Genomic DNA, 21,488 nt, shown 5'->3' with positions numbered 1-21,488 from the left:
CCGGCGAACACCGTTGGAGGGACTCAGTCGCGCAGCATTTCGGCGACCAGGAACGCCAGCTCCAGCGACTGCTGGGTGTTCAGCCGCGGGTCGCACGCGGTCTCGTAGCGCCCGGCCAGGTCCAGGTCCGAGATGTCTTGCGCCCCACCGAGGCATTCCGTGACGTTCTCGCCGGTGATCTCGACGTGGATGCCACCCGGATGGGTGCCCAGCGCGCGGTGCACCTCGAAGAAGCCCTGCACCTCGTCGACCACGCGGTCGAAGTGGCGGGTCTTGTACCCGTTGGACGACTCGTGAGTGTTGCCGTGCATGGGGTCGCACTGCCAAATCACCTGATGACCGGTGGCCTGCACCTTCTCGACGATCGGGGGCAGCAGATCGCGCACCTTGTGGTTGCCCATCCGGCTCACCAACGTCAACCGGCCGGGCTTATTGTGCGGGTCAAGCCGTTCCACGTATTCGACCGCCAGCTCCGGGGTCATCGTCGGGCCGATCTTCACGCCGATCGGGTTGGCGATCACCTCCGCGAACGCGATATGCGCACCGTCGAGCTGACGGGTCCGCTCACCAATCCACACGGTGTGCGCCGACAGGTCAAACAGCTGCGGCTCCCCATCCTCGCTCTCCGACAACCGCAGCATCGCCCGCTCGTAGTCGAGCACCAAAGCCTCATGGCTGGCATAGATCTCAGCGGTCTGCAGATTACGGTCGGCCACACCGCAGGCGCTCATGAAGCGCAGGGCCCGGTCGATCTCAGTGGCCAACGCCTCATAACGCGCGCCGGCCGGCGACGTCCGAACGAACTCCCGGTTCCAGTCATGCACCAGATGCAACGACGCCAGCCCCGACGACGTCAGCGCCCGCACCAGGTTCATCGCCGCACTGGCATTGGCATAAGCCCGCACCAGCCGCGACGGGTCATGCTCACGCGCGGCCGCATCCGGGGCGAAGCCATTGATCATGTCCCCGCGATAGGACCGCAACCCCAAAGCGTCGATGTCAGCCGAACGCGGCTTAGCGTACTGGCCCGCGATACGGGCCACCTTGACCACCGGCATGCTGGCGCCATAAGTCAGCACCACCGCCATCTGCAACAACGCACGAATATTGCCCCGGATATGGGGCTCAGTGTTGTCGGTGAACGTCTCCGCACAATCGCCACCCTGCAACAAAAACGCCTCACCCTTAGCGACCTGCGCCAGCTGCTCCTGCAAGCGCACGATCTCCGAAGGCACCGTCACCGGCGGCACACTCTCCAAAACCGTGCGCATCGCCGCCGCCTCATCGGCCGGCCAACTCGGCTGCTGAGCAGCCGGCTTAGCCAGCGCAGCGTCCAAACGCGCCCGCAAGTCCACAGGCAACGGCGGCAGCGACGGCAGCTGGTCGATCGGAATGTCGACGGTCCAGTTCATCGGTCCATGGTAACCGGGGCGCGATGGTGACTGATCAGCGCGAACGTCGTTCGGGCGGCCTCAGGCCGGCGCTCCCCCGTTTCGATCGCTCCCGAAACCGGTTGCGTCGGCCGAGGTGATCAGCCGGAAACGCCGCAGCTGGTCGCGGGCGTCGACCAGCGCGTCGTGGGCATCGCGCGACCGCGGCGGCATCGGCGGGGACCCGCGGTCCTCCCACAATTGCCTCAGGTCCCGGGTGAAGCGGGGCAGCGCCCGCGGCAACTCGGGCATGGTGCCCCACAGCTGGCACAGCGCCACGTGGTCGTAGGCGCCGATCCACGCCCACAGTTCGATGGGGTCGCTGCCCCGGACGTCGAAGAATTCCTCCAGGTCCAGGCGGATCTGCCTGCGCGAGCGCCACAGCTGCGACGCCGGCGACGGCAGCTTGGGCAGCACGTTGGCGCGCACCCAGGCCCCGGCGCGCTCCGGATCGAATTCGGTGGACACCGCGTAGTATTCGCGGCCGTCTTCGGCGACCACCCCGATGGAGATCAACTCGATGGTGCGGCCGTCCTCGATGAATTCGGTGTCGTAGAAGTACCGCACCGGCGCAGCTTATCTGCTGATCAGGATGGGCTCCGTAGGCGGCGGAGCGGCATGGACGTCGTGGTCGAGTTGGGCGTCGACCGCGCGCTCGTCGGGCAGGCCGGGGGTGCCCGCGATCGCGCACTGGACCCAAAGCTTGGCCCGCACGATCGGGCGACGCAGCCTGCGTTCCCGCTGCAGCGCGCGGCGCATCTTCTCCGGCTGGGTGGTGTAGCGCCAGCGGGCCCAGGGCGCGTGCGGCCGCGACAACCGGACGGCGCCGATCACCAGCAGGACCACGATGAACATCCCGAGCAGACCGGTCCACACCTTGCCCTTGAGCACCACCACCACGGCCAGCGGCAGCGTCAGCACCAGAGCGCCGGCCACCGCGGCCCGCAGCGGCCACGAACCGGCGCCTTCCCAGATCGGGAGGAAGAACATCAGCGGGTGCAGCCCCATGATCAACAGGCCCGCGACTCCCACCGCGGCGAACACCGCGTCCACCGAGGTGCGCCCGTCCTCTTCCCAATAGACGTCGGACAGGTGCAGGATCAACGCGTACTCGTCGAGCACCAGGGCGGCGCCGATTCCGAAAAAGATTGCCGACAAAGTGAATTCGGGCTCGTGGCCGTCGATGGACAGGGTGACCAGGGTCAGGCCGGAGAGCAACACCAGGACCACACCGAACGTCACGTGGTGGATGTGCACGCCGCCGAGGTGCACGTTGCGCGGGTGCCACCACCTGGTCGGGCGACCCGCGGCCGCGCGGTGGCGGATGAAGCGCACGAACGTCCGGGTGACGAAGAAGGTCATGATGAACGCCACCAGGCAGCACAGCAGGGGTAACCGGCCGCCGTCGAGGATGTCGTGCGCGAACCACCGGGTCACCCGCGGCACGAACCAGTGGAGCACTCTTGAAACGTACGCCTGTGCGCGCCGACCCCGTGTGAGCCGCGCTGGGCCGCGTGCCACCCCCGCGCACCGATTACGCTGTTGTGCGACATGAGTAGATGGCGGGCGCCCGGCGTGGGCTTCCCAGGCGGACGTGGCCCCGGCCAGGTCCTGTTGTGGTGCGGCCTTTGGCTGCTGGCGGCGGCGGGCCTGGGCTACGTGGCCTGGCAGCTGTTCGGGCACACGCCCTATCGCATCGACATCGACGTGTATCAGATGGGCGCGCAGGCCTGGATGCACGGGCATTCGCTGTACCACGGCGATGTGTTGTTCCACACACCGATCGGGCTCAACCTGCCGTTCACCTATCCTCCGCTGGCGGCGATCGTGTTCTGCCCGTTCGCCTGGCTGCACATGCCGGCCGCTAGCGCCGCGATCACGGCGTTGACGTTGGTGCTGCTGGTCGTCTCGACGGTGATCGTGCTGACCCGCCTGGATGTCTGGGCCGCCTCCACCGCGCTGCCCGGACCGGCGTGGTTGCGCCGCTGGTGGCTGGCCGTCGTCATCACCGTGGCGGCGACGATCTGGCTGGAACCGATCACGTCGAACTTCGCCTTCGGCCAGATCAACGTCGTGCTGATGACGCTGGTGATCGCCGACTGCCTGCCGCGCCGCACCCCGTGGCCGCGGGGCCTGCTGCTCGGTGTGGGGATAGCGCTCAAACTCACGCCCGCGGTGTTCCTGCTCTACTTCCTGCTGCGGCGTGACAACCGCGCGGCGCTGACGGCGCTGGCGTCCTTCGTGGGGGCGACGGCGGTGGGTTTCGTTCTGGCGTGGAGCGATTCGTGGGAGTACTGGACGCACACCCTGGCGCACACCGATCGGATCGGCGAGGCGGCCCTGAACACCGATCAGAACATCGCCGGGTCGCTGGCCCGGATCGGGCTGGGTGAGCAGCAGCGCTTTGTGTTGTGGGTGGCGGCCTCGCTGCTCATGCTCGCCTTGACGGTGTGGGCGATGCGCCGGGTGCTGCGGGCCGGCGAGCCCGTGCTGGCCGTCGTGTGCGTCGCCCTGTTCGGGCTGGTGGTCTCCCCGGTCTCGTGGTCACACCACTGGGTGTGGGGGCTGCCCACCGTCGTGGTGCTGGCCGTGCTGGCCCGGCGGCGCCGCAACGTGGCGCTGGCCGTGGTCGCCGCCGCGGGCGTGGCGCTGATGAGATGGTCGCCGATCGACCTGCTGCCCAAGCACCACGAGACGACGGCCGTCTGGTGGCGCCAACTCGCCGGGATGTCCTACGTGTGGTGGGCGATCGCGGTCCTCGTCGCGGCGGGCCTGACGGTCACCGCCCGCAAGGCCTCGCGGGATTCGGCGCCGCAGCAATTGACGCCGGCGACAGCGATCGGCTAGTCGACGCCGGCGATCAGCCGACGGCGGTTTCGGGGATCCGCGCGGCCTCGCTGGTCGAACCCTGACCGTTCGAGCCGTTGCGGTTCTCCTTCAGGCTGGCGGCGTAGATGTCCACGTATTCCTGGCCGGAAAGCCCCATCAGCTCGTAGATCACCTCGTCGGTGACGGCCCGCTCGATGAAGCGGTTGCCGGCCAGCCCTTCGAAGCGGGAGAAGTCCATCGGCTTGCCGAAGCGCACGGTGACCCGCCCGAAACGAAGCATGTTCGTCCCCGGGGGGTTGACCACGTTCGTGCCGATCATCGCCACCGGGATCACCGGCACCCCGGTGTGCAGCGCCAGCCGCGCCAGGCCGGTCTTGCCCTTGTACAGCCGGCCGTCCGGCGAGCGGGTGCCCTCGGGGTACATCCCCAGCACCTTGCCCGCCGACAGCAGCCGTTCGGCGGTGGTCAGCGCCGCCTGGGCGCTGTCGGCATCGGTCCGGTCGATCGGCACCTGGCCCACGGCGGTGAAAAACCAGCGCTGGAACCAGCCCTTCAGGCCGGTGCCGGTGAAGTATTCCGATTTCGCCAGGAAGGTGATCCGGCGACGCACCACCAGCGGCAGATAGAAGCTGTCCATCACCGCCAGGTGATTGCTGGCCAGGATCGCCGGGCCGGAACTCGGAATGTGTTCCAGGCCTTCAACTTTTGGCCGACCGAGCAAGTACAGCAGCGGGCCGAGGAGCACGTACTTGAATAGCCAGTACCACATGGCCCTCCCTCTCGCCCGCCCGCCGGTGTTCTGCGCCAACTGTACCCATCGCGTCCGCCATGGACCACCTTCGACGCGGGGCGGTCATTCCTCGACGGTGACCGGGATGGGCTGATAGCGGGTCCTGGTCGCGGCGTCCGGTGTCTGGGTCTCGGGGCCGCCATCGCCGGGGGGACCGCCGGGCGGACCGTCGGGTGGCGGTTTCGCCGCGCCGTCGATGTCGTCGAGCATGGCGCGCACGACTTCGAGCAACGCGATGCTGTGGTCGGCGATCACGGTGATCAGCGGGTGCTGGTCACCGGTCGCCAGCGCGGCCAGCGCACACACCGGACACCACACCTGCTGACACTTGCCGGTCCCGACGCCCCGTCCCGCGGTCAGCGCGGCCGCCGTCCGCATCGCCGGGTCGATGCCGTCCAGGATCGCCTGGGCGAGCCTGCGCAACTCCGGACCGATCTCGGGATGAGCCCCACTCACTTAGGCCACACCTCCGGGTCTGGTCGAAAACGTACGGTCAGCTCGGTTCCCCGCAGGTGCGCGTCCAGGACGGTGCACCGCCGGAGTACGGACGCCAACCGAACCCTGCGCCGCAATCCGCCCGCGCTGATGATCAGGTCGTCGTCGACGCGGCCCAGCGTCAGCCCCGACGGATCGAGTTGTGGCAACGCTAGCCGCATCCGGTAAATGGAGCCAAGTCCCGTCCCGGATTCCAGGTCCACCGTCGGCCGCAGCGGGCCCGGCGGCGCCGTTCCGCCCCGGCGGCGCGCGCTGTCGAGCAAAGCGCCCAGCGCCTTGGGTCCGATCGGTTCCCCGGACAGGTGCGGAGTCATCACCAGGGCCACTTCACCGATGGTGGCGTCGAGCTCGTCGAGAACGCCGCGTTGTTCGGAAATGCGTTCGGCGTACCAGTAGAACGCGGGGTGCTCCGGCAGGTTTCGGTATTCGTAGGACTCGTCTTCGGCCAGCACCTGGTTGACGATCAGTTCCTCCACGCGCACGCCCATCAGCGCCAGCGAGCCCAGCGTCCGGGCCGCCTCGGCCGCGACCACCCGTTCGGGCGTCAACACCAAATGCGCGCTGACCAATTCGCCGTCGGTCAGCAGGGCGCTGAGCGCCTCGACGCTGGCGCTGACGCGCTCGAGCAGCTCCACGACCGCCGCCGACCGCGCGTCGTCGGCGCTGACCGACAACCGGCGATGACGCGGCCACGCCCGCTCGACGTAGAGGCCGAAGGTGGCCGGCAGGGTCAGCATCCGCAGCGCGTCCGCGGTCGATGCGCAGTCGACGACGACGCGATCCCAGCGCCCGGACACGGCCAGCTCGCCGACGGCGTGCAGTCCGAGCACCTCCTGAACGCCCGGTAACGCCGAAAGTTCCTGGGGCGCAATGGTGCTCAACTCGGAATCGGGAAACCGCCGATCGAGTGTGTCCACCACGTGGTGCCAGCGGGCCTCGAGCAAGGCCAAAGTGTCCAACGCCAGCGCTTCCAGAAAGCCGCCGCCGGCCTGGGCGTCATCGGCGAGGACGCGAACCAGTTCACCCTGACTCGGTGGAACGGGAACGCCGAGCACGTCCCCGAGCGAGTGCGCCTGGTCGGTGGACACCACCAGCACCCGCTGCCCCGCGCTCGCGGCGCTGACCGCCGTGGCGCATGCCAGCGTGGACTTGCCTACCCCGCCCTTGCCAACGAAGAGACTGATCCGGGCCGGGGTGGGCGCCCGCGATTGGCCGGACTCACTCAGCCCTCGACTCGTTTCTTCAGATCCTTCAATGCGGTGTCGGTCAGCCGGCGCTCGGCCTTGCGCTTGAGCAGACCGATCATCGGGACGGCGAGATCGACCGAGAGCTCGTAGGTGACCTCCGTGCCGGATCCCTTGGGCGCCAATCGATATGTGCCTTCCAGGGAACGCAGCAGCGAGCTGGAGACAAGCGTCCAGCTGACCGATCGCCGGTCCTTGGGCCACTGGTAGGACATGACCAACGTGTCCTTGAGGACGGCGGCGTCCAGCACCACCCGCGCAACCTTCGGATAGCCGTCGGCGTCCGTCTCCTGGACCTCGGCCTCCCGGTATTCCGAGATCCACTGGGGGTAGGAATCGATGTCCGCGATGACGCCCATCACCGTGCTCGGGTCGGCGTCGATGTAGATGGTCTGCGACGTCTTCTCCGCCACCTGGTGCTGCCCTCTCTCCCGCCGGCGGTCGACGCCGCGGGGAAAACTGCCGTGCGGGTCCAAACCCCCGGGCCTCCGGTCCGAAACGGTAAAGTCCCCGCAAACCTGACCCGGCTAAACTACCGGAGAAACTCCCACCGGACGTGTCCGTTCCAGTCTCGTCTTGACCTCGAAGGCCATTTTCTTGCCCGCCACCCGACGGCGGTGTGTCATTTTCGCCAGATTGAGCTTGGCCAGCTGCCAGGCCGCCACGCCCGTCGGTTCGGCGTGCAGGAAATAGTGCAGCACCACCCCGTCCAGCGACGGTTCCAGCCAGATTTCCATGGTGCCGGTCAGCGCGCCGGTGACCGCCCAGCGGATGCCCTTGTCGGCGCGATCCTCGATGACCCGCAACCGCAGGTCCGGCCACCAACGACGCCAGCACGACGGGTCGGCGACCGCGGCACCGACCCGCGCGCCGTCGGCGGCGACGAACGTCTCGTCCGCGATCTGGATGCTGTTCACCACCTCAGCTTCACATATCTATCGGGCCCGCCACGCCGAGGGCGGGCCCGATTCCGGCCCCGGCCGGCACAGTGCCACCGTTCCTGCACGAATGCGCGGATTAGGCTGGACCACAACAAGCCGTCCCCCGGAACGTCACCAGCCAAAACGAGGTCAGCAAGAGTGCGTGAGTACAGTGTCCCCGCCCGCTTCTCCGTCGGCGAGCACGACAACATCGCGGCCATGGTCTTCGAACACGAGCGCGAGGACCCCAGCTTCGTCATCTTCCGGCGTCAGGTCGACGGCGTGTGGACGGACGTCACCTGCGCGGAGGTCACCGCCCAGGTTCGCTCCGCGGCGCTGGGCCTGATCGCGCTCGGGGTACAGGCCGGCGACCGGGTGTCGATCTTCTCGGCCACCCGATACGAGTGGGCGATCATCGACCTGGCGATCCTGTCCGTGGGGGCGGTCACCGTACCGATCTACGAGACGTCCTCGGCCGAGCAGGTGCGCTGGGTGCTGCAGGACTCCGAGGCGGTGCTGGCCTTCGCCGAGACCGACGCCCACGCCGCGATGGTCACCGAGCTCACCACCGAGCTGCCCGCCCTGCGCCGGGTGCTGCACATCGACGGCTCGGGCCCCAAGGCGCTCGACCAGCTCGACGAGGCCGGGGCGTCGGTCGAGCCCGCCGAGCTCGCCGCGCGCCAGGAGGCGCTGCGCGCCGCCGACCCGGCGACGCTCATCTACACCTCGGGGACCACCGGACGACCCAAGGGCTGCCAACTCACCCACTCCAACCTGCTGTACGAGACCCGCGGCGCCAAGGAATGCCTGCCGACACTCCTGGACGAAGGGCAGCGCCTGTTGATCTTCCTGCCGCTGGCCCACGTGCTGGCGCGTTCGCTGACGCTCTCGGCGTTCGCCAACAAGGTGACCGTCGGGTTCACCAGCGACATCAAGAACCTGCTGCCGATGTTCGCCGTGTTCAAGCCGACCGTGGTGGTGTCGGTGCCGAGGGTGTTCGAGAAGGTCTACAACACCGCCGAGCAGAACGCGGTCAACGACGGCAAGGGGCGGATCTTCGCGGCCGCCGTGCAGACCGCGGTCGACTGGAGCCAGGCCCAGGACCGCGGCCGCCCGGGGCTGGTGCTGCGCGCCAAGCACGCGTTGTTCGATCGGCTCGTGTACCACAAGCTGCGCACCGCGCTGGGCGGCGAATGCCACGCGTCGGTCTCCGGCGGCGCCCCGCTGGGCGCGCGGCTGGGCCATTTCTACCGGGGCGTCGGCCTGACCATCCACGAGGGCTACGGCCTGACCGAGACCAGCTCGGCCATCACGGTCAACCAGGTCGGCAACGTCAGGATCGGCACGGTCGGAACGTTGTTGCCGGGCAACAGCATGCGCATCGCCGAGGACGGCGAGCTGCTGGTGCGCGGCGGCGTGGTGTTCAGCGGCTACTGGCGCAACGAGCAGGCCACCGACGACGCGTTCACCGACGGCTGGTTCAAGACCGGCGACCTCGGCGCGCTCGACGAGGACGGCTTCCTGAAGATCACCGGGCGCAAGAAGGAGATCATCGTCACCGCCGGCGGCAAGAACGTCGCCCCCGCCGTGCTCGAGGACCAGCTGCGGGCACACGCGCTGATCAGCCAGGCCATGGTGGTGGGCGACGCCAAGCCGTTCATCGGCGCGCTGATCACCATCGATCCGGAGGCTTTCGGCGCCTGGAAGGAACGCAACCACAAGGCGGCCGGTGCGTCGGTGGCCGACCTGGTCACCGACCCGGACCTGGTCGCCGAGGTGGACGCGGCGGTCAAGCACGCCAACCAGGCGGTGTCGCACGCCGAGTCCATTCGCAAATTCCGCATCCTGCCGGTGGATTTCACCGAGGACACCGGTGAGCTGACACCGACGATGAAGGTCAAGCGCAACGTGGTGGCCGAGAAGTTCGCCTCCGACATCGACTGGATCTACGAGAAGGAATAGCTAGCCGCGCAGAAGCTCGGCCAGCCGGGCGGCCAGCGTGTCCCAGCGCCAGTGGGCCAGCACCCACTCGCGGCCGGCGGCGCCCATGGCCGCGGCCCGGTCAGGATCGCCGAGCAACTGGGCGACTGCGTCGGCGACGGCCTTCAGCGAGCGCCCGTCGACCACCAATCCAGTCTTGTTGTGCTGCACGGCTTCCGGGGCCCCGCCGGAGTCGCCGGCGATCACCGGCTTGCCGGTCGCGGACGCCTCCAGAAAGACGATGCCCAAGCCCTCGACGTCCATCCCGGCGCCGCGGGTTCGGCAGGGCATCGCGAACACGTCCGCCAGCGCGTGGTGCGCTGGCAGTTCGGCGGCCGGCACTCCCCCGGTGAACGTGACGTGCTCGGCCACCCCGCAGTCGCGGGCCAGTTTGCGCAGCGATTCCAGGTAGGGACCGCCGCCGACGATGACCAGGGCGGCGCCGTCGACGCGTTGCCGGATCGAGGGCAGGGCCTTGATCAGCATGTCCTGGCCCTTGCGCGGGACCAGCCGGGACACGCACACGACCGTGGGCCGCTCCCCCAGCCCATAGCGGTCGCGCAGTTCGGCGCCGGCCGCCGGGTCGGGCCGGAACCGGTCGGTGTTCACCCCGGGCGGCAGGTATTCCAGCGAGGCGTGCGGGCCGAAGGCCGGCGCGAACCGGCCGCGGGTGTAGCGGCTGACGAACGTGACGACGTCGGTGGTGTCACCGATGCGGCGCAATACCGACCGGGCGACCGGAAGCATCGACCAGCCCACTTCATGGCCGTGCGTGCTGGCCACCACCCGGCCCGCCCCGGCATGGCGGGCGCGCTGCGCCAACAGCGCCAACGGTGCGGCCGCACCGAACCAGACGGTGTCGATATCGCACTCGGCGATCAGCCGGCGCATCCGCGCGTCCACCGCCGGCCCGGGCAGCATCAAGGTGCCCGGATGCCGGACCACCCGATAACCGGCCGACTCGGCCGCCTCGTCGAAGGCGTCGGCGCCCTTCCATTGCGGCGCGTACACCGTCACCGAATGCAACCGGGCGTCGACCAGCCGGCCGACGAAGTCGCTCAAATAGGACTGGATGCCGCCCGGCCGGGGCGGAAAGTCGTTGGTTACCAGCAGGACCCGACTCACTGCGCCAGGCTAGCCTGGCGGTGCACCGGGCCCGTCGCAGGGCGCCCCTCACCCCGAGTGGGCCAGCCAGTCATGCCAGCGCACGAGCAGGCCGGGCGAGTCGGTGGCCAGGACGTCGTGGACGGCGGAGGCCACGTCGGTGCGGCCCACGCCGCAGACGGCCAGATACAGGTCGTGCAGCTTGGCCGTCCCGTAGGTGTCCGCGACGAAGCGCGCGAACCACCACGCACGGTCGTACGCCAGCGAGCGCTGCGGCCCCGGGGCGTCCAGGTCGGCGTCCGAGGGCAGCGTCAGCGGCACCGGCAACGCGTCGGCGGGCACCGGCGTATGGGGCCGCGCGACGAAATCGGCCACGCCTTCGGTCAGCCACCGGGGCGCGTCGGGGGCGGTGTCCACGCGCGCGGCATAGTGAAAAAGCTCGTGCGTCAACACGATTCGTAGCGCACCCGCGGTCATGTTGGCCGCACCGGGCGCGAAGACGATCCGCTGGCCGATGGCCATCCGGTGCACGGGGTCGACACGGTCGACGACCGTCACGGCCGCGATGTCGGCCCACTGCGCCGCCGGTCCCCCACCGGCGGCGGCGCGGAACTCCTCGTCCGTGCCGGCCGCCACCACCGAGATCTCGTGCGGCCAGTCGACGCCCCAGAACGCCTCGACCGCGCCGATTGCAACGCCGACGCCGGACGCCACCCGCGGCAGCAGCCGGTCACCGGCCGGGCCGCCGAGGCCGAGCAACCGGACGGTGCGGTCGCCGACGACCAGCGACTTCGTCGCGGCGCCGGCATGGCCGTGTGCCGGGACGATCAGCTGCGCGGGACGGGCGGCGCGGTCGCCGGCCGCGTCGAACGGCACGGCCGCCGCCACGACGACCTCGACGACAAACACCCAGGCCAGCAGCAGCGTGAGCCGGCGGCGCCGGCCGGGGCCTCTAGTAGCGGCGGGCGTCGTGGATCGGGCCTGCCGCGTTCATCGGCACCACGCGCACGGGCTGGCCGTAGGTGGAGGAATGGATCACCATGCCGTCACCGACGTAGAGGCCGCTGTGCGACGCGTCGTTGTAGAAGGTGATGACGTCGCCGGGCTGCAGGTCCGACAGGGCCACCGGTTGGCCGCCCTGGGCCTGCGCCTGGCTGGAGTGCGGCAGCGAAATGCCGGCCTGCTGGAACGCCCACATCACCAGTCCGGAGCAGTCGAACCCGCCGGGCGCGGCACCGCCCCACACATAGGGCGAGCCGACCTGGGTCAGCGCCGCCTGCACGACGGTCGCGCGGTCACCGCCGCCGACCCCACCGCCGAACGGCCCGGGCATTCCGCCGGGAGGCGGCGCCTCACCGGGTGCCTGCCCGGCCGGCGGCGGTGCGCCCGGGGGCGCGGCCTCCGGCGCGGGCGCGCCGGGTGCCGGGAGGCCGGCCGGTACGGAGCCGGGATCGGCGAGCGCGGTGCGCTGCTCGGGCGACAAGGACACGTATTGCGACTTGACGACCGCGATCTGCACCTGCAGCTGACTTTGCTTGGACTGCAGGCTTGCCCGCACCGCGGCCGCCTGCTCGGCGGCGCTCTTCGCGTCGGCGGCGGACTTGGCGGCCTCCCGCTCGGCCGTGGCGGCCTGCTCGCTGGCGACCCGGAAGTTCTTCATCTGGTCGGCCATCTGCGTCGCCATCTGCCGCTGCATGGCCAGCTTGTCGATCAGACCTTGCGGCGATCCCGCGGTCAACATGGCCGTCATGCCGTCGACGCGACCGCCCATGTAGGTCGCGGCCGCGAGCTTGTTGACCGCGCCCTGGTAGGACGCCAAGCGCTCCTTGGCCGCATCGACGGCGGCCTGGGCGTCGTCGTGCTTCTTGTCCGCCGCGCGCTGGGCCACCAATTTGTCGTTCAGGTCGAGCTGCGCGCTGTGCATCGCCTCGGTGGTCTGCTCGGCCTGGCGGGACAACTGGTTGAGTTTGGCCAGCGCGTCGTCGGCCGGGTCGGCCGACACGTGCGCGGCAAGGACACCGGATAACACCGTGAAGCCCGCTAGCGTCCCGATGGCAGTTCGTGTGAAGACACGCGCAAACGGGTATCTAGAGTCAAGCCTCAAGATTTTGCTTCCTTAAACGGCCATCGACGACCGCGGGCCGTCGAGCTGGTTTAGGTCTCAAGTAGGTTACGAAACGATATCGACGTTTGTCCAAAGCGAGCGGTTAAGAAATTGGCAAGATTTCTGTCATTATCATGTGAACGACGCCGACCCCCTCGTAAACCTTTGGCACGCAAAGCATCTTAGGCGACGCCCGAATCGCGTCCGCGGCGGATAGGCACCAACCGCAATCGCGGTGCCAGTCCCACATCGGCAAGCACCGCCAATGCAGCACATTCGTCTTCCAACAAAGTCTCCGGGACCCCGAGTAACACGCTGACGACGCAGTCGCGGCAGCCCGGCCCGCGGACCGCGCAGTCGTCGCAGTCGATCACCACCGGCGCCCCCGCTTCGGGCACCGTCGCGCCGTTGCTGTCGGGTCCACTGCTTCGTGCCATCAGGATCGGTCCTCTCGGTCAGGCTTGGGCGACGTCAGGTCGACTGTCCGAACCGTAACCGCGGCCACCGACAACCAGCCGGCACCGCCTTTCCACCGGAAACCCCCGCACCCGGGCGTGCGTTCGCCCGGCGTGGGAGCCGCGCGGGTGTCGGTGGCCACGCTTACCGTCGCGGCATGGGTGCCGGTGGTGCGACTCAGCTCAGTTTCGCCGACTTGGGGTCGTCCTTCGAAACGCCCGACGTCTTGCTGCGCGACACGACCTTCGTGGTGGTGGACCTCGAGACCACCGGCGGGCGCACCAAGAGCACCGGCGGCAGCACCCCCGACGCCATCACCGAGATCGGTGCGGTCAAAGTCCGCGGCGGCACCGTGCTCGGCGAGTTCGCCACACTGGTCGACCCGAAGCGCAGCATCCCGCCCCAGATCGTGCAGCTGACCGGCATCACCACCGCGATGGTGTCCGATGCCCCGACCATCGACGCGGTGTTGCCGATGTTCCTCGAATTCGCCGGCTTGGACCAGGGGACGGTGCTGGTGGCCCACAACGCCGGGTTCGACATCGGATTTCTGCGCGCCGCCGCGGCGCGGTGCGATATCCCCTGGCCCCGGCCACAGGTGCTGTGCACGGTGCGGCTGGCCCGCCGGGTGCTCAGCCGCGAGGAGGCCCCCAGCGTGAGGCTGGCCTCGCTGGCGCGGCTGTTCGCGGTCGCCACCCAGCCCACGCACCGCGCGCTGGACGACGCCCGCGCCACCGTTGACGTGCTGCACGCGCTCATCGAGCGGGTCGGCAACCAGGGGGTGCACACCTACGCCGACCTGCGCTCCTACCTGCCGGACGTCACCCCGGCGCAGCGGCGCAAGCGGGTCCTCGCCGAGGGCCTGCCCCGCCGGCCGGGTGTTTACCTGTTTCGCGGGCCGTCGGGCGAGGTGCTCTACGTCGGCACCGCCGTCGACCTGCGCCGCCGGGTCGCCCAGTACTTCACCGGCGCCGACCCGCGCGGCCGGATGAAGGAGATGGTCAACCTGGCCACCGCGGTCGACCACGTCGAGTGCGCGCACGCGCTGGAGGCCGGCGTCCGCGAGCTGAGGCTGCTGGCCGCGCACGCCCCGCCCTACAACCGCCGGTCGCGGTTTCCGCACCGGTGGTGGTGGGTCGCGCTCACCGACGAGGCGTTCCCGCGGCTGGCGGTGGTACGAGCGCCCCGCCACGACCGGGCCGTCGGCCCATTCCGCTCGCGTGCCGACGCCGCCGACACGGCCGCCCTGCTGTCGCGCTACACCGGGCTGCGGACCTGTACGACGCGGCTGGGACGTTCGGTCCTGCACGGCCCGGCCTGCGCGGAGGCGGAAATCTCACCCTGCCCCGCGGCGCGCGCCGTCACGGCCACGCAATACGCCGCCGCCGTGGCGCGCGTCGCCGCGCTGATCGACGGGATGGACAACGCCGCCCTGTCCGGCGCCGTGGACCAGATCACGGCGCTGGCCGAGCGGCGACATTTCGAGAGCGCGGCGCGCCTGCGTGACCGCACCGCCACGGCCGTCGAGATCCTGTGGCGCGGCCAGCGGTTGCGCGCGCTGGCCACGCTGCCCGAGCTGATCGCCGCCGCGCCCGACGGCCAGGGCGGCTATCACCTCGCCGTCGTCCGTCACGGCCAGCTCGCCGCGGCCGGCGCCGCCAGGCGCGGGGTGCCCCCGATGCCGGTGGTCGACGCGATTGTGGCTGGAGCACAGGCGATTCTGCCCACCGCGGCCCCGCTGGGCGGTGCGCTGGTGGAGGAATCCGCGCTCATCGCGCGCTGGCTGGCCGGTCCTGGGGTGCGCATCGTCCGGGTCGACGACTCCCCCGACGCCGCCGGCTGGGCATCACCGCTGCGCTCAGCCGGCGCGTGGGCATCGTGGGCGGCCTCGGCGCGCTCGGCGCGGTTGGCCTACGAGCAGACCTCGGCCCAAGCGGCGCAATATGATTCAGAGCTGCTCGCCGAACCGCACCCATCGCGCGAGCAGCTGTTCGGCCGCGCCGGAGTCGATCGCCGCCCCGGCGCGCCGCAGCCCGTCCTCCCACGCCGGCAACCATTCAGCGCGGCTGGATAGACCGGCGTAGGCGACCAGGGCCCCGGCGGCGTTGAGCACCACGGCATCCCGAACCGGCCCCTTGCCGCCGGCCAGCACCGCACGCACCTCGGCGGCGTTGGCTTGCGCGTCACCGCCCAGCAGGTCACCGAGATCGGCTCGGGCGAAACCGAATCCGGCCGGATCGAAGGTCAGCCTGTCCACCGTCCCGGCCTGCACGCGCCAAATGGTGCTGGTGGTGGTCGTGGTCAACTCGTCGAGCCCGTCGTCACCGTGCACCACCAGCACGCTCGACCGGCGCGCGGCGAACACCCCCGCCATCACCTCGGCCAGATCGGCGAACGCGCAGCCGATCAGCCCGGCCCGCGGTCTGGCCGGATTGGTCAGCGGCCCAAGGAGATTGAAGACCGTCGGTACCCCGATCTCGCGTCGTACCACCGAGGCGTGCCGGTACGAGGGATGAAACACCGGCGCGAAGCAGAACCCGATGCCGACCTCGGCCAGGCTCTGCGCGACCTGCTCGGGTCCGAGCTCGATGCGCACGCCGAGCGCCTCCAACGTGTCGGCGCCACCGGACAGCGACGACGCCGCGCGGTTGCCGTGTTTGACCACCGGCACGCCCGCGGCCGCGACCACGATCGCCGCCATGGTGGACAAGTTGACCGTGTTGACGCCGTCACCACCCGTCCCGACGATGTCGACGGCGTCGTCGCGCAGGGCGGGCATGGGGCGCGCGTGGCTCAGCATGACGTCGGCCAGCTCGCTGACCTCGGCCGAGGTGGGGACCTTCATCTTCATGGCCACGGCGAATGCGGCAATCTGCGCCGGGCTCGCGCCGCCGGCCATGACCTGTTCCATGGCCCAGGCGGCCTGGCCCCGCACCAGGTCGTGCCCGCCCGTCAACCGGGCCAGGACCTGCGGCCACGACGGCGCCGACCCCGGGCCCGCGGTCGAACCGCCGGGGGTCGAAGCCTCAGATGACACAGCCACGCGCCGATGGTCCCACGCGGACCGAACCTCGCCCAACAGCCGCGGAAAGCCGTCCGCTCCGGGCGCGGCCGCGACGCGAAAACATTAATTGCCGCCCCGGGTGGAGTTGATCAACTACAAAGCGTCATACTTGCGGATGTGACCAGCGCTGTAGGGACCTCGGGTACTGCAATCACGTCGCGGGTTCATTCGTTGAATCGACCCAACATGGTCAGTGTCGGCACCATCGTCTGGCTCTCCAGCGAGCTGATGTTCTTTGCCGGCCTGTTCGCGATGTACTTCACCGCGCGTGCGCAGTCGGGCGGGAAATGGCCGCCGCCGCCGACCGAACTCAACCTCTATCAGGCCGTCCCGGTGACGCTCGTGCTGATCGCGTCGTCGTTCACCTGCCAGATGGGGGTGTTCGCGGCCGAGCGCGGCGACGTCTTCGGGCTGCGTCGCTGGTACGTGATCACCTTCCTGATGGGCCTGTTCTTCGTTTGCGGGCAGGGCTACGAGTACTTCCACCTGGCGACTCACGGCACCACCATCCCCGGCAGCGCCTACGGCAGCGTGTTCTACCTGGCGACCGGGTTCCACGGTCTGCACGTCACCGGCGGTCTGATCGCCTTCATCTTCCTGCTGGCGCGCACCGCGATGAGCAAGTTCACCCCGGCGCAGGCCACCGCGAGCATCGTCGTCTCCTACTACTGGCATTTCGTCGACATCGTGTGGATCGCGCTGTTCACCGTGATCTATTTCATCCGATGAGCCGACGCTGGACGAACAGGAGTGCTGGGTTGAAGAAACTGGGGTCTACCAGATCCGGTGCGCGGCCCGGGCAGTCGCGAAAAGCCGCCAGTGATCGCTCCCGGCGGCGGCTGCGCCGCCGCCTCTCGGGCGGGCTGTTGCTGCTGATCGCGCTCACCATCGCCGGCGGCCTGGCCGCCGTGCTGACGCCGCGCCCCCAGGTGGCCGTCGCCGACGAGTCGTCCTCGGCGCTGCTGCGGACCGGGAAGCAACTGTTCGAGACGTCGTGCGTGTCGTGCCACGGGGCCAACCTGCAGGGTGTGCCCGACCGCGGGCCCAGCCTGATCGGCGTCGGCGAGGAGGCCGTGTACTTCCAGGTCTCGACCGGCCGGATGCCCGCGATGACCGGCGAGGCCCAGGCGCCCCGCAAGGAGCCGATCTTCGACGAGGCGCAGACCGACGCGCTGGGCGCATACGTGCAGGCCAACGGCGGCGGTCCGACCACGGTGCGCAACCCGGACGGCAGCCTGGCCATGAAGTCGCTGCGCGGCGACGACCTGGGCCGCGGGGGGGACCTGTTCAGGCTGAACTGCTCGTCCTGCCACAACTTCACCGGCAAGGGTGGGGCGCTGTCGTCGGGCAAGTATGCGCCGCCGCTGGAAGCGCCGAACGAGCAGCAGATCCTGGCGGCGATGCGGACCGGCCCGCAGAACATGCCGAAGTTCTCCGACCGCCAGCTGTCTTTCGAGGCCAAGAAGGACATCATCGGCTACATCAAGGCGGTTACCGAGGAGCGCCAGCCCGGCGGCTACGGCCTGGGCGGATTCGGGCCCGCACCCGAGGGCATGGCCGCGTGGATCATCGGGATGGTCGCCGCCATCGGTTTGGCACTGTGGATTGGGGCACGAGCATCATGAGCGAAAACGACGTTCGCGGCTCTGACACCGACAAGGGCGCCGCGCCGAACGAACCCGACGAGGCGGCCCTGGCCGCCATGTCGCGCGACGAGCTGGTGGCGCTGGGCGGCAAGCTCGACGGCGTCGAGACGCTGGTCAAGGAACCCCGCTGGCCCGTCGAGGGCACCAAGGCCGAGAAGCGCGCAGAGCGCGGAGTCGCCCTGTGGCTGTTGCTGGGCGGCATCTTCGGGCTGGCGCTGCTGCTGGTGTTCCTGTTCTGGCCGTGGGAGTACAAGCCGAAGGCGGCCGCGGGCAGCCTGCTGTACGACCTGGCCACCCCGCTGTACGGGCTGACCTTCGGGATGTCGATCCTGTCGATCGCCGTCGGCACCATCCTGTACCAGAAACGGTTTATCCCGGAAGAGATTTCGATCCAAGACCGGCACGACGGCGCCTCCCGGGAGATCGACCGCAAGACGGTCGTGGCCAACCTGACCGACGCCCTGGAAGGCTCGACCGTCCGGCGGCGCAAGGTGATCGGGGCATCGCTGGGGCTGGGCCTCGGCGCGTTCGGACTGTCCACGTTGGTGGCGTTTGCCGGCGGCCTGATCAAGAACCCGTGGAAGCCGGTGGTGCCCACCGCGAACGGCAAGAAGGCCGTGCTGTGGACGTCCGGCTGGACACCGCGCTACGCGGGCGAGACCATCTTCCTCGCGCGGGCCACCGGTTCCGCCGGGACGTCGCCGTTCATCAAGATGCGCCCGGAGGACCTCGACGCCGGCGGCATGGAGACCGTCTTTCCGTGGCGCGAGTCCGACGGTGACGGCACCACCCCGGAATCGCAGGAAAAACTGCGGGCGATCAACCAGGGCGTCCGCAACCCCGTGATGCTCATCCGGGTCCGGCCGTCGGACATGCCCCGCGTGGTCAAGCGCCAGGGCCAGGAGAGCTTCAATTACGGCGAGTTGTTCGCCTACACTAAGGTCTGCTCGCACCTGGGTTGCCCCGCGTCGCTGTACGAGGAGCAGTCCTACCGAATCCTGTGCCCTTGTCACCAGTCGCAGTTCGACGCCCTGCACTTCGCCAAGCCGATCTTCGGCCCAGCGGCTCGCGCGCTGGCGCAACTGCCCATCACGATCGACACCAACGGGTATCTGGTCGCCAACGGCGACTTCATCGAGCCCGTCGGACCGGCCTTCTGGGAAAGGACGACATCATGAGCCCGAAGCTGAGTCCCCCCAAGCCGCCCAAGATCGGCGACGTCCTGGCTCGCCAGGGCGAAGACATCGACACGCGCTATCACCCGTCGGCGGCGGTGCGCCGGCAGCTCAACAAGGTCTTCCCGACCCACTGGTCGTTCCTGCTGGGCGAGATCGCGATGTACAGCTTCATCGTGCTGCTGCTCACCGGTGTCTACCTGACACTGTTCTTCGACCCGTCCATGGCCGAGGTCACCTACAACGGGGCCTACCAGCCGCTGCGCGGGGTCGACATGTCCAAGGCGTTCGCGTCGACCCTCGACATCTCCTTCGAGGTGCGTGGCGGGCTGTTCGTCCGTCAGGTACACCACTGGGCCGCACTGATTTTCGCGGCGTCGATCATGGTGCACCTGGCCCGCATCTTCTTCACCGGCGCGTTCCGCCGGCCCCGTGAGGCCAACTGGGTCATCGGGTCGCTGCTGCTGATCCTGGCCATGTTCGAGGGCTACTTCGGCTACTCGCTGCCCGACGACCTGCTCTCGGGCATCGGGCTGCGCGCCGCGCTGTCCTCGATCACGCTGGGGATGCCGATCATCGGCACCTGGCTGCACTGGGCCCTGTTCGGCGGCGACTTCCCGTGCGGCGGCATCGGCAACGAATGTGCGACGGCGGGCTACATCATCCCCCGCATGTACGCGCTGCACATCCTGCTGCTGCCGGGGATCATCCTGGCGCTGATCGGGCTGCACCTGGCGATGGTGTGGTTCCAGAAGCACACCCAGTTCCCCGGGCCGGGCCGCACCGAGCACAACGTGGTCGGCGTCCGGGTCATGCCGATCTTCGCGGTGAAGTCCGGCGCGTTCTTCGCCGCGATCGTCGGTGTGCTCGGCCTGATGGGTGGCCTGCTGCAGATCAACCCGATCTGGAACCTTGGCCCCTACAAGCCATCCCACGTTTCGGCCGGTTCGCAGCCGGACTTCTACATGATGTGGACGGAAGGCCTGGCGCGCATCTGGCCGCCGTGGGAGTTCTACTTCTGGCACCACACGATCCCGGCCGCCGTCTGGGTGGCGCTGATCATGGGCCTGATCTTCGTGCTGCTGATCGTCTACCCCTTCCTGGAGAAGCGGTTCAGCGGTGACTACGCGCATCACAACCTGCTGCAACGGCCGCGCGACGTGCCGGTGCGCACGGCGATCGGCGCGATGGCGATCTCCTTCTACATGTTGCTGACGCTCGCGGCGATGAACGACATCATCGCGCTGAAGTTCCAGATCTCGCTGAACGCGACGACGTGGATCGGCCGCATCGGGATGGTCATCCTCCCGCCCGTGGTCTACTTCATCACCTACCGGTGGTGCGTCGCCCTGCAGCGCAGCGACCGGGAGGTGCTGGCGCACGGGATCGAGACCGGCATCATCAAGCGACTGCCGCACGGGGCGTACATCGAGCTGCATCAGCCGCTCGGCCCCGTCGACGACCACGGCCACCCGATACCGCTCGAATACCAGGGCGCGGCGCTGCCCAAGCGGATGAACAAGCTGGGCTCGGCCGGTTCACCGGGTCACGGCAGCTTCCTGTTTGCCGACCCGGCGTCCGAGGATGCGGCCCTGCGCGAGGCGGCGCACGGTTCCGAGCAACGTGCCCTGACCGCGCTGCGCGAGCACCAGGAAAGCACCGTCGGGTCAAACGGCAAGAACGGCGAGCACCACTAGCCTCGCGCTGGTCCGGTGACGGCCGCGCCGCACTGTTGGTAGGCGGCCCGCACGATGGAGCCGGCGGTCAGGAAGGCCGGCTTCACCTGGTCGCGGGCCTCGACCGGCAGGTTGGCCGCGCAGCGCAGCACCATCAGGGCGAGCGCGCTGTAGGTCGCGTACGGGATGACCAGCAGGTTCACCCGTGCGTCGTCCCCGACGACGGTCATCACGTGCTGGCGCTTGCGTTCCCATCCCGACCAGTTCAGGTCGGGTGGTCGTTGCAGCGGCGGCCAATTGACGTTGATGGTGCTGACTTCTCCCAGCAGAGGAGTCAGGACGGCGACCAACTCGGGCAACTCGTTGGTGATGCGGTCCGCGCGCGGCCACCACGCGCCGTCGATGGCGCGGCCCAGCTCATGGGCCACCGCCACCCGGACCGGGTTGGCGCGGCGGCGGCGTTCGAACGATTCGCGGCCGGGCAGATTCGCGACGACCATCGGCGGATCCCTTCACGTCGGCGTCGTTCGCCCCGGCGAGCGCGGGACGGACGGAGGAATCGCATTGCCTGTGGG

General features: G+C 69.3%; 20 protein-coding genes and 1 pseudogene. 7 read left to right on the top strand and 14 right to left on the bottom strand.

Translation table 11 applies throughout. The annotated features are described in order from the left end of the window. Window positions 1–23: 23 nt before the first annotated feature. Genes C1737_RS03965 through C1737_RS03955 form a run of 3 tightly spaced genes read right to left on the bottom strand, consistent with a single transcriptional unit; the run spans window position 24 to window position 2,891 of the window. Window positions 24–1,412: a class II 3-deoxy-7-phosphoheptulonate synthase gene (locus C1737_RS03965; RefSeq protein ID WP_102417294.1), complete on the bottom strand. Its 1,389-nt coding sequence runs from the start codon at window positions 1,410–1,412 to the stop codon at window positions 24–26. Window positions 1,413–1,472: 60 nt separating this feature from the next. Continuing rightward, a complete protein-coding gene (locus C1737_RS03960) occupies window positions 1,473–1,997 on the bottom strand; it encodes a polyadenylate-specific 3'-exoribonuclease AS (RefSeq protein ID WP_067918127.1) in 525 nt (174 codons plus the stop codon). A gap of 9 nt (window positions 1,998–2,006) precedes the next feature. Further along, entirely contained in the window at window positions 2,007–2,891 is an 885-nt protein-coding gene (locus C1737_RS03955; RefSeq protein WP_067918129.1) for a hypothetical protein, read from the bottom strand. A gap of 90 nt (window positions 2,892–2,981) precedes the next feature. Between C1737_RS03955 and C1737_RS03950 the strand changes: the two genes are divergently transcribed. Further along, window positions 2,982–4,277, top strand: coding sequence for a glycosyltransferase 87 family protein (locus C1737_RS03950; protein WP_102417293.1), 1,296 nt, complete (start codon window positions 2,982–2,984; stop codon window positions 4,275–4,277). Window positions 4,278–4,290: 13 nt separating this feature from the next. Here the strand turns inward: C1737_RS03950 and C1737_RS03945 are convergent, their stop codons facing one another. The 5 genes from C1737_RS03945 to C1737_RS03925 all read right to left on the bottom strand — a co-directional run bounded on the left by C1737_RS03945 (window position 4,291) and on the right by C1737_RS03925 (window position 7,705). Next, entirely contained in the window at window positions 4,291–5,028 is a 738-nt protein-coding gene (locus C1737_RS03945) for a 1-acyl-sn-glycerol-3-phosphate acyltransferase (protein ID WP_102417292.1), read from the bottom strand. 84 nt (window positions 5,029–5,112) lie between these two features. Continuing rightward, window positions 5,113–5,505, bottom strand: coding sequence for a hypothetical protein (locus C1737_RS03940; protein WP_067918132.1), 393 nt, complete (start codon window positions 5,503–5,505; stop codon window positions 5,113–5,115). After that, window positions 5,502–6,770 carry an ArsA family ATPase gene (locus C1737_RS03935; protein WP_199182803.1) on the bottom strand — a complete coding sequence of 423 codons (1,269 nt, stop codon included), beginning with the start codon at window positions 6,768–6,770 and terminating at the stop codon, window positions 5,502–5,504. Before C1737_RS03935 ends, C1737_RS03940 begins: the two co-directional genes overlap by 4 nt. Next, entirely contained in the window at window positions 6,767–7,201 is a 435-nt protein-coding gene (locus C1737_RS03930; protein WP_067918136.1) for an SRPBCC family protein, read from the bottom strand. The genes C1737_RS03935 and C1737_RS03930 overlap by 4 nt, the downstream gene beginning before the upstream one ends. Before the next feature lie 114 nt (window positions 7,202–7,315). Further along, a complete protein-coding gene (locus tag C1737_RS03925) occupies window positions 7,316–7,705 on the bottom strand; it encodes a polyketide cyclase / dehydrase and lipid transport (protein WP_067918146.1) in 390 nt (129 codons plus the stop codon). Between the two features lie 162 nt (window positions 7,706–7,867). Between C1737_RS03925 and C1737_RS03920 the strand changes: the two genes are divergently transcribed. After that, complete coding sequence (locus tag C1737_RS03920) at window positions 7,868–9,670, top strand: long-chain fatty acid--CoA ligase (protein ID WP_102417291.1); 1,803 nt, start codon at window positions 7,868–7,870, stop codon at window positions 9,668–9,670. Here the strand turns inward: C1737_RS03920 and pimB are convergent, their stop codons facing one another. From pimB to C1737_RS03900, 4 genes are all read right to left on the bottom strand, one after another. Then, complete coding sequence (pimB, locus tag C1737_RS03915) at window positions 9,671–10,813, bottom strand: GDP-mannose-dependent alpha-(1-6)-phosphatidylinositol monomannoside mannosyltransferase (protein WP_102417290.1); 1,143 nt, start codon at window positions 10,811–10,813, stop codon at window positions 9,671–9,673. It abuts the gene before it with no gap. A gap of 48 nt (window positions 10,814–10,861) precedes the next feature. Further along, window positions 10,862–11,701, bottom strand: a complete 840-nt coding sequence (locus tag C1737_RS03910) for a hypothetical protein (RefSeq protein WP_102417289.1) — start codon at window positions 11,699–11,701, stop codon at window positions 10,862–10,864. 43 nt (window positions 11,702–11,744) lie between these two features. After that, complete coding sequence (ripC, locus tag C1737_RS03905) at window positions 11,745–12,896, bottom strand: peptidoglycan hydrolase RipC (protein WP_102417288.1); 1,152 nt, start codon at window positions 12,894–12,896, stop codon at window positions 11,745–11,747. Between the two features lie 182 nt (window positions 12,897–13,078). Then, window positions 13,079–13,333, bottom strand: coding sequence for a hypothetical protein (locus tag C1737_RS03900; RefSeq protein WP_068099228.1), 255 nt, complete (start codon window positions 13,331–13,333; stop codon window positions 13,079–13,081). Window positions 13,334–13,509: 176 nt separating this feature from the next. Here C1737_RS03900 and C1737_RS03895 point away from each other — a divergent pair. Beyond that, a pseudogene (locus C1737_RS03895) lies at window positions 13,510–15,363 on the top strand (DEDD exonuclease domain-containing protein); the annotation flags it as partial. Here C1737_RS03895 and trpD read toward each other — a convergent pair. Continuing rightward, the gene (gene trpD, locus C1737_RS27015) at window positions 15,301–16,395 is read right to left on the bottom strand and encodes an anthranilate phosphoribosyltransferase (protein ID WP_142393420.1); all 1,095 of its coding nucleotides are present in this window, start codon (window positions 16,393–16,395) and stop codon (window positions 15,301–15,303) included. The pseudogene C1737_RS03895 and the gene trpD sit on opposite strands and share 63 nt — an antisense overlap. A gap of 138 nt (window positions 16,396–16,533) precedes the next feature. On the opposite strand from trpD, the gene C1737_RS03885 reads away from it, so the two are divergent. From C1737_RS03885 to C1737_RS03870, 4 genes are read left to right on the top strand one after another with little or no spacing between them, the layout of a single operon-like run. Then, entirely contained in the window at window positions 16,534–17,145 is a 612-nt protein-coding gene (locus C1737_RS03885) for a heme-copper oxidase subunit III (RefSeq protein ID WP_055401014.1), read from the top strand. 29 nt (window positions 17,146–17,174) lie between these two features. Continuing rightward, window positions 17,175–18,041, top strand: a complete 867-nt coding sequence (locus C1737_RS03880; protein WP_082972787.1) for a c-type cytochrome — start codon at window positions 17,175–17,177, stop codon at window positions 18,039–18,041. Continuing rightward, a complete protein-coding gene (locus C1737_RS03875; protein WP_067917844.1) occupies window positions 18,038–19,240 on the top strand; it encodes a ubiquinol-cytochrome c reductase iron-sulfur subunit in 1,203 nt (400 codons plus the stop codon). The genes C1737_RS03880 and C1737_RS03875 overlap by 4 nt, the downstream gene beginning before the upstream one ends. Further along, window positions 19,237–20,934 carry a cytochrome bc complex cytochrome b subunit gene (locus C1737_RS03870; protein WP_068093071.1) on the top strand — a complete coding sequence of 566 codons (1,698 nt, stop codon included), beginning with the start codon at window positions 19,237–19,239 and terminating at the stop codon, window positions 20,932–20,934. The genes C1737_RS03875 and C1737_RS03870 overlap by 4 nt, the downstream gene beginning before the upstream one ends. On the opposite strand, the gene C1737_RS03865 is transcribed toward C1737_RS03870, so the two are convergent. After that, window positions 20,931–21,413: a DUF5994 family protein gene (locus C1737_RS03865; RefSeq protein ID WP_102417285.1), complete on the bottom strand. Its 483-nt coding sequence runs from the start codon at window positions 21,411–21,413 to the stop codon at window positions 20,931–20,933. The genes C1737_RS03870 and C1737_RS03865 overlap by 4 nt on opposite strands. Window positions 21,414–21,488 lie beyond the last annotated feature (75 nt).

The organism is Mycobacterium sp. 4858 (genome assembly GCF_900240975.1).
Lineage (GTDB): Bacteria > Actinomycetota > Actinomycetes > Mycobacteriales > Mycobacteriaceae > Mycobacterium.
The sequence above is the reverse complement of the archived record's forward strand: the minus strand, read 5'-3'. Positions and strand labels throughout refer to the sequence as shown.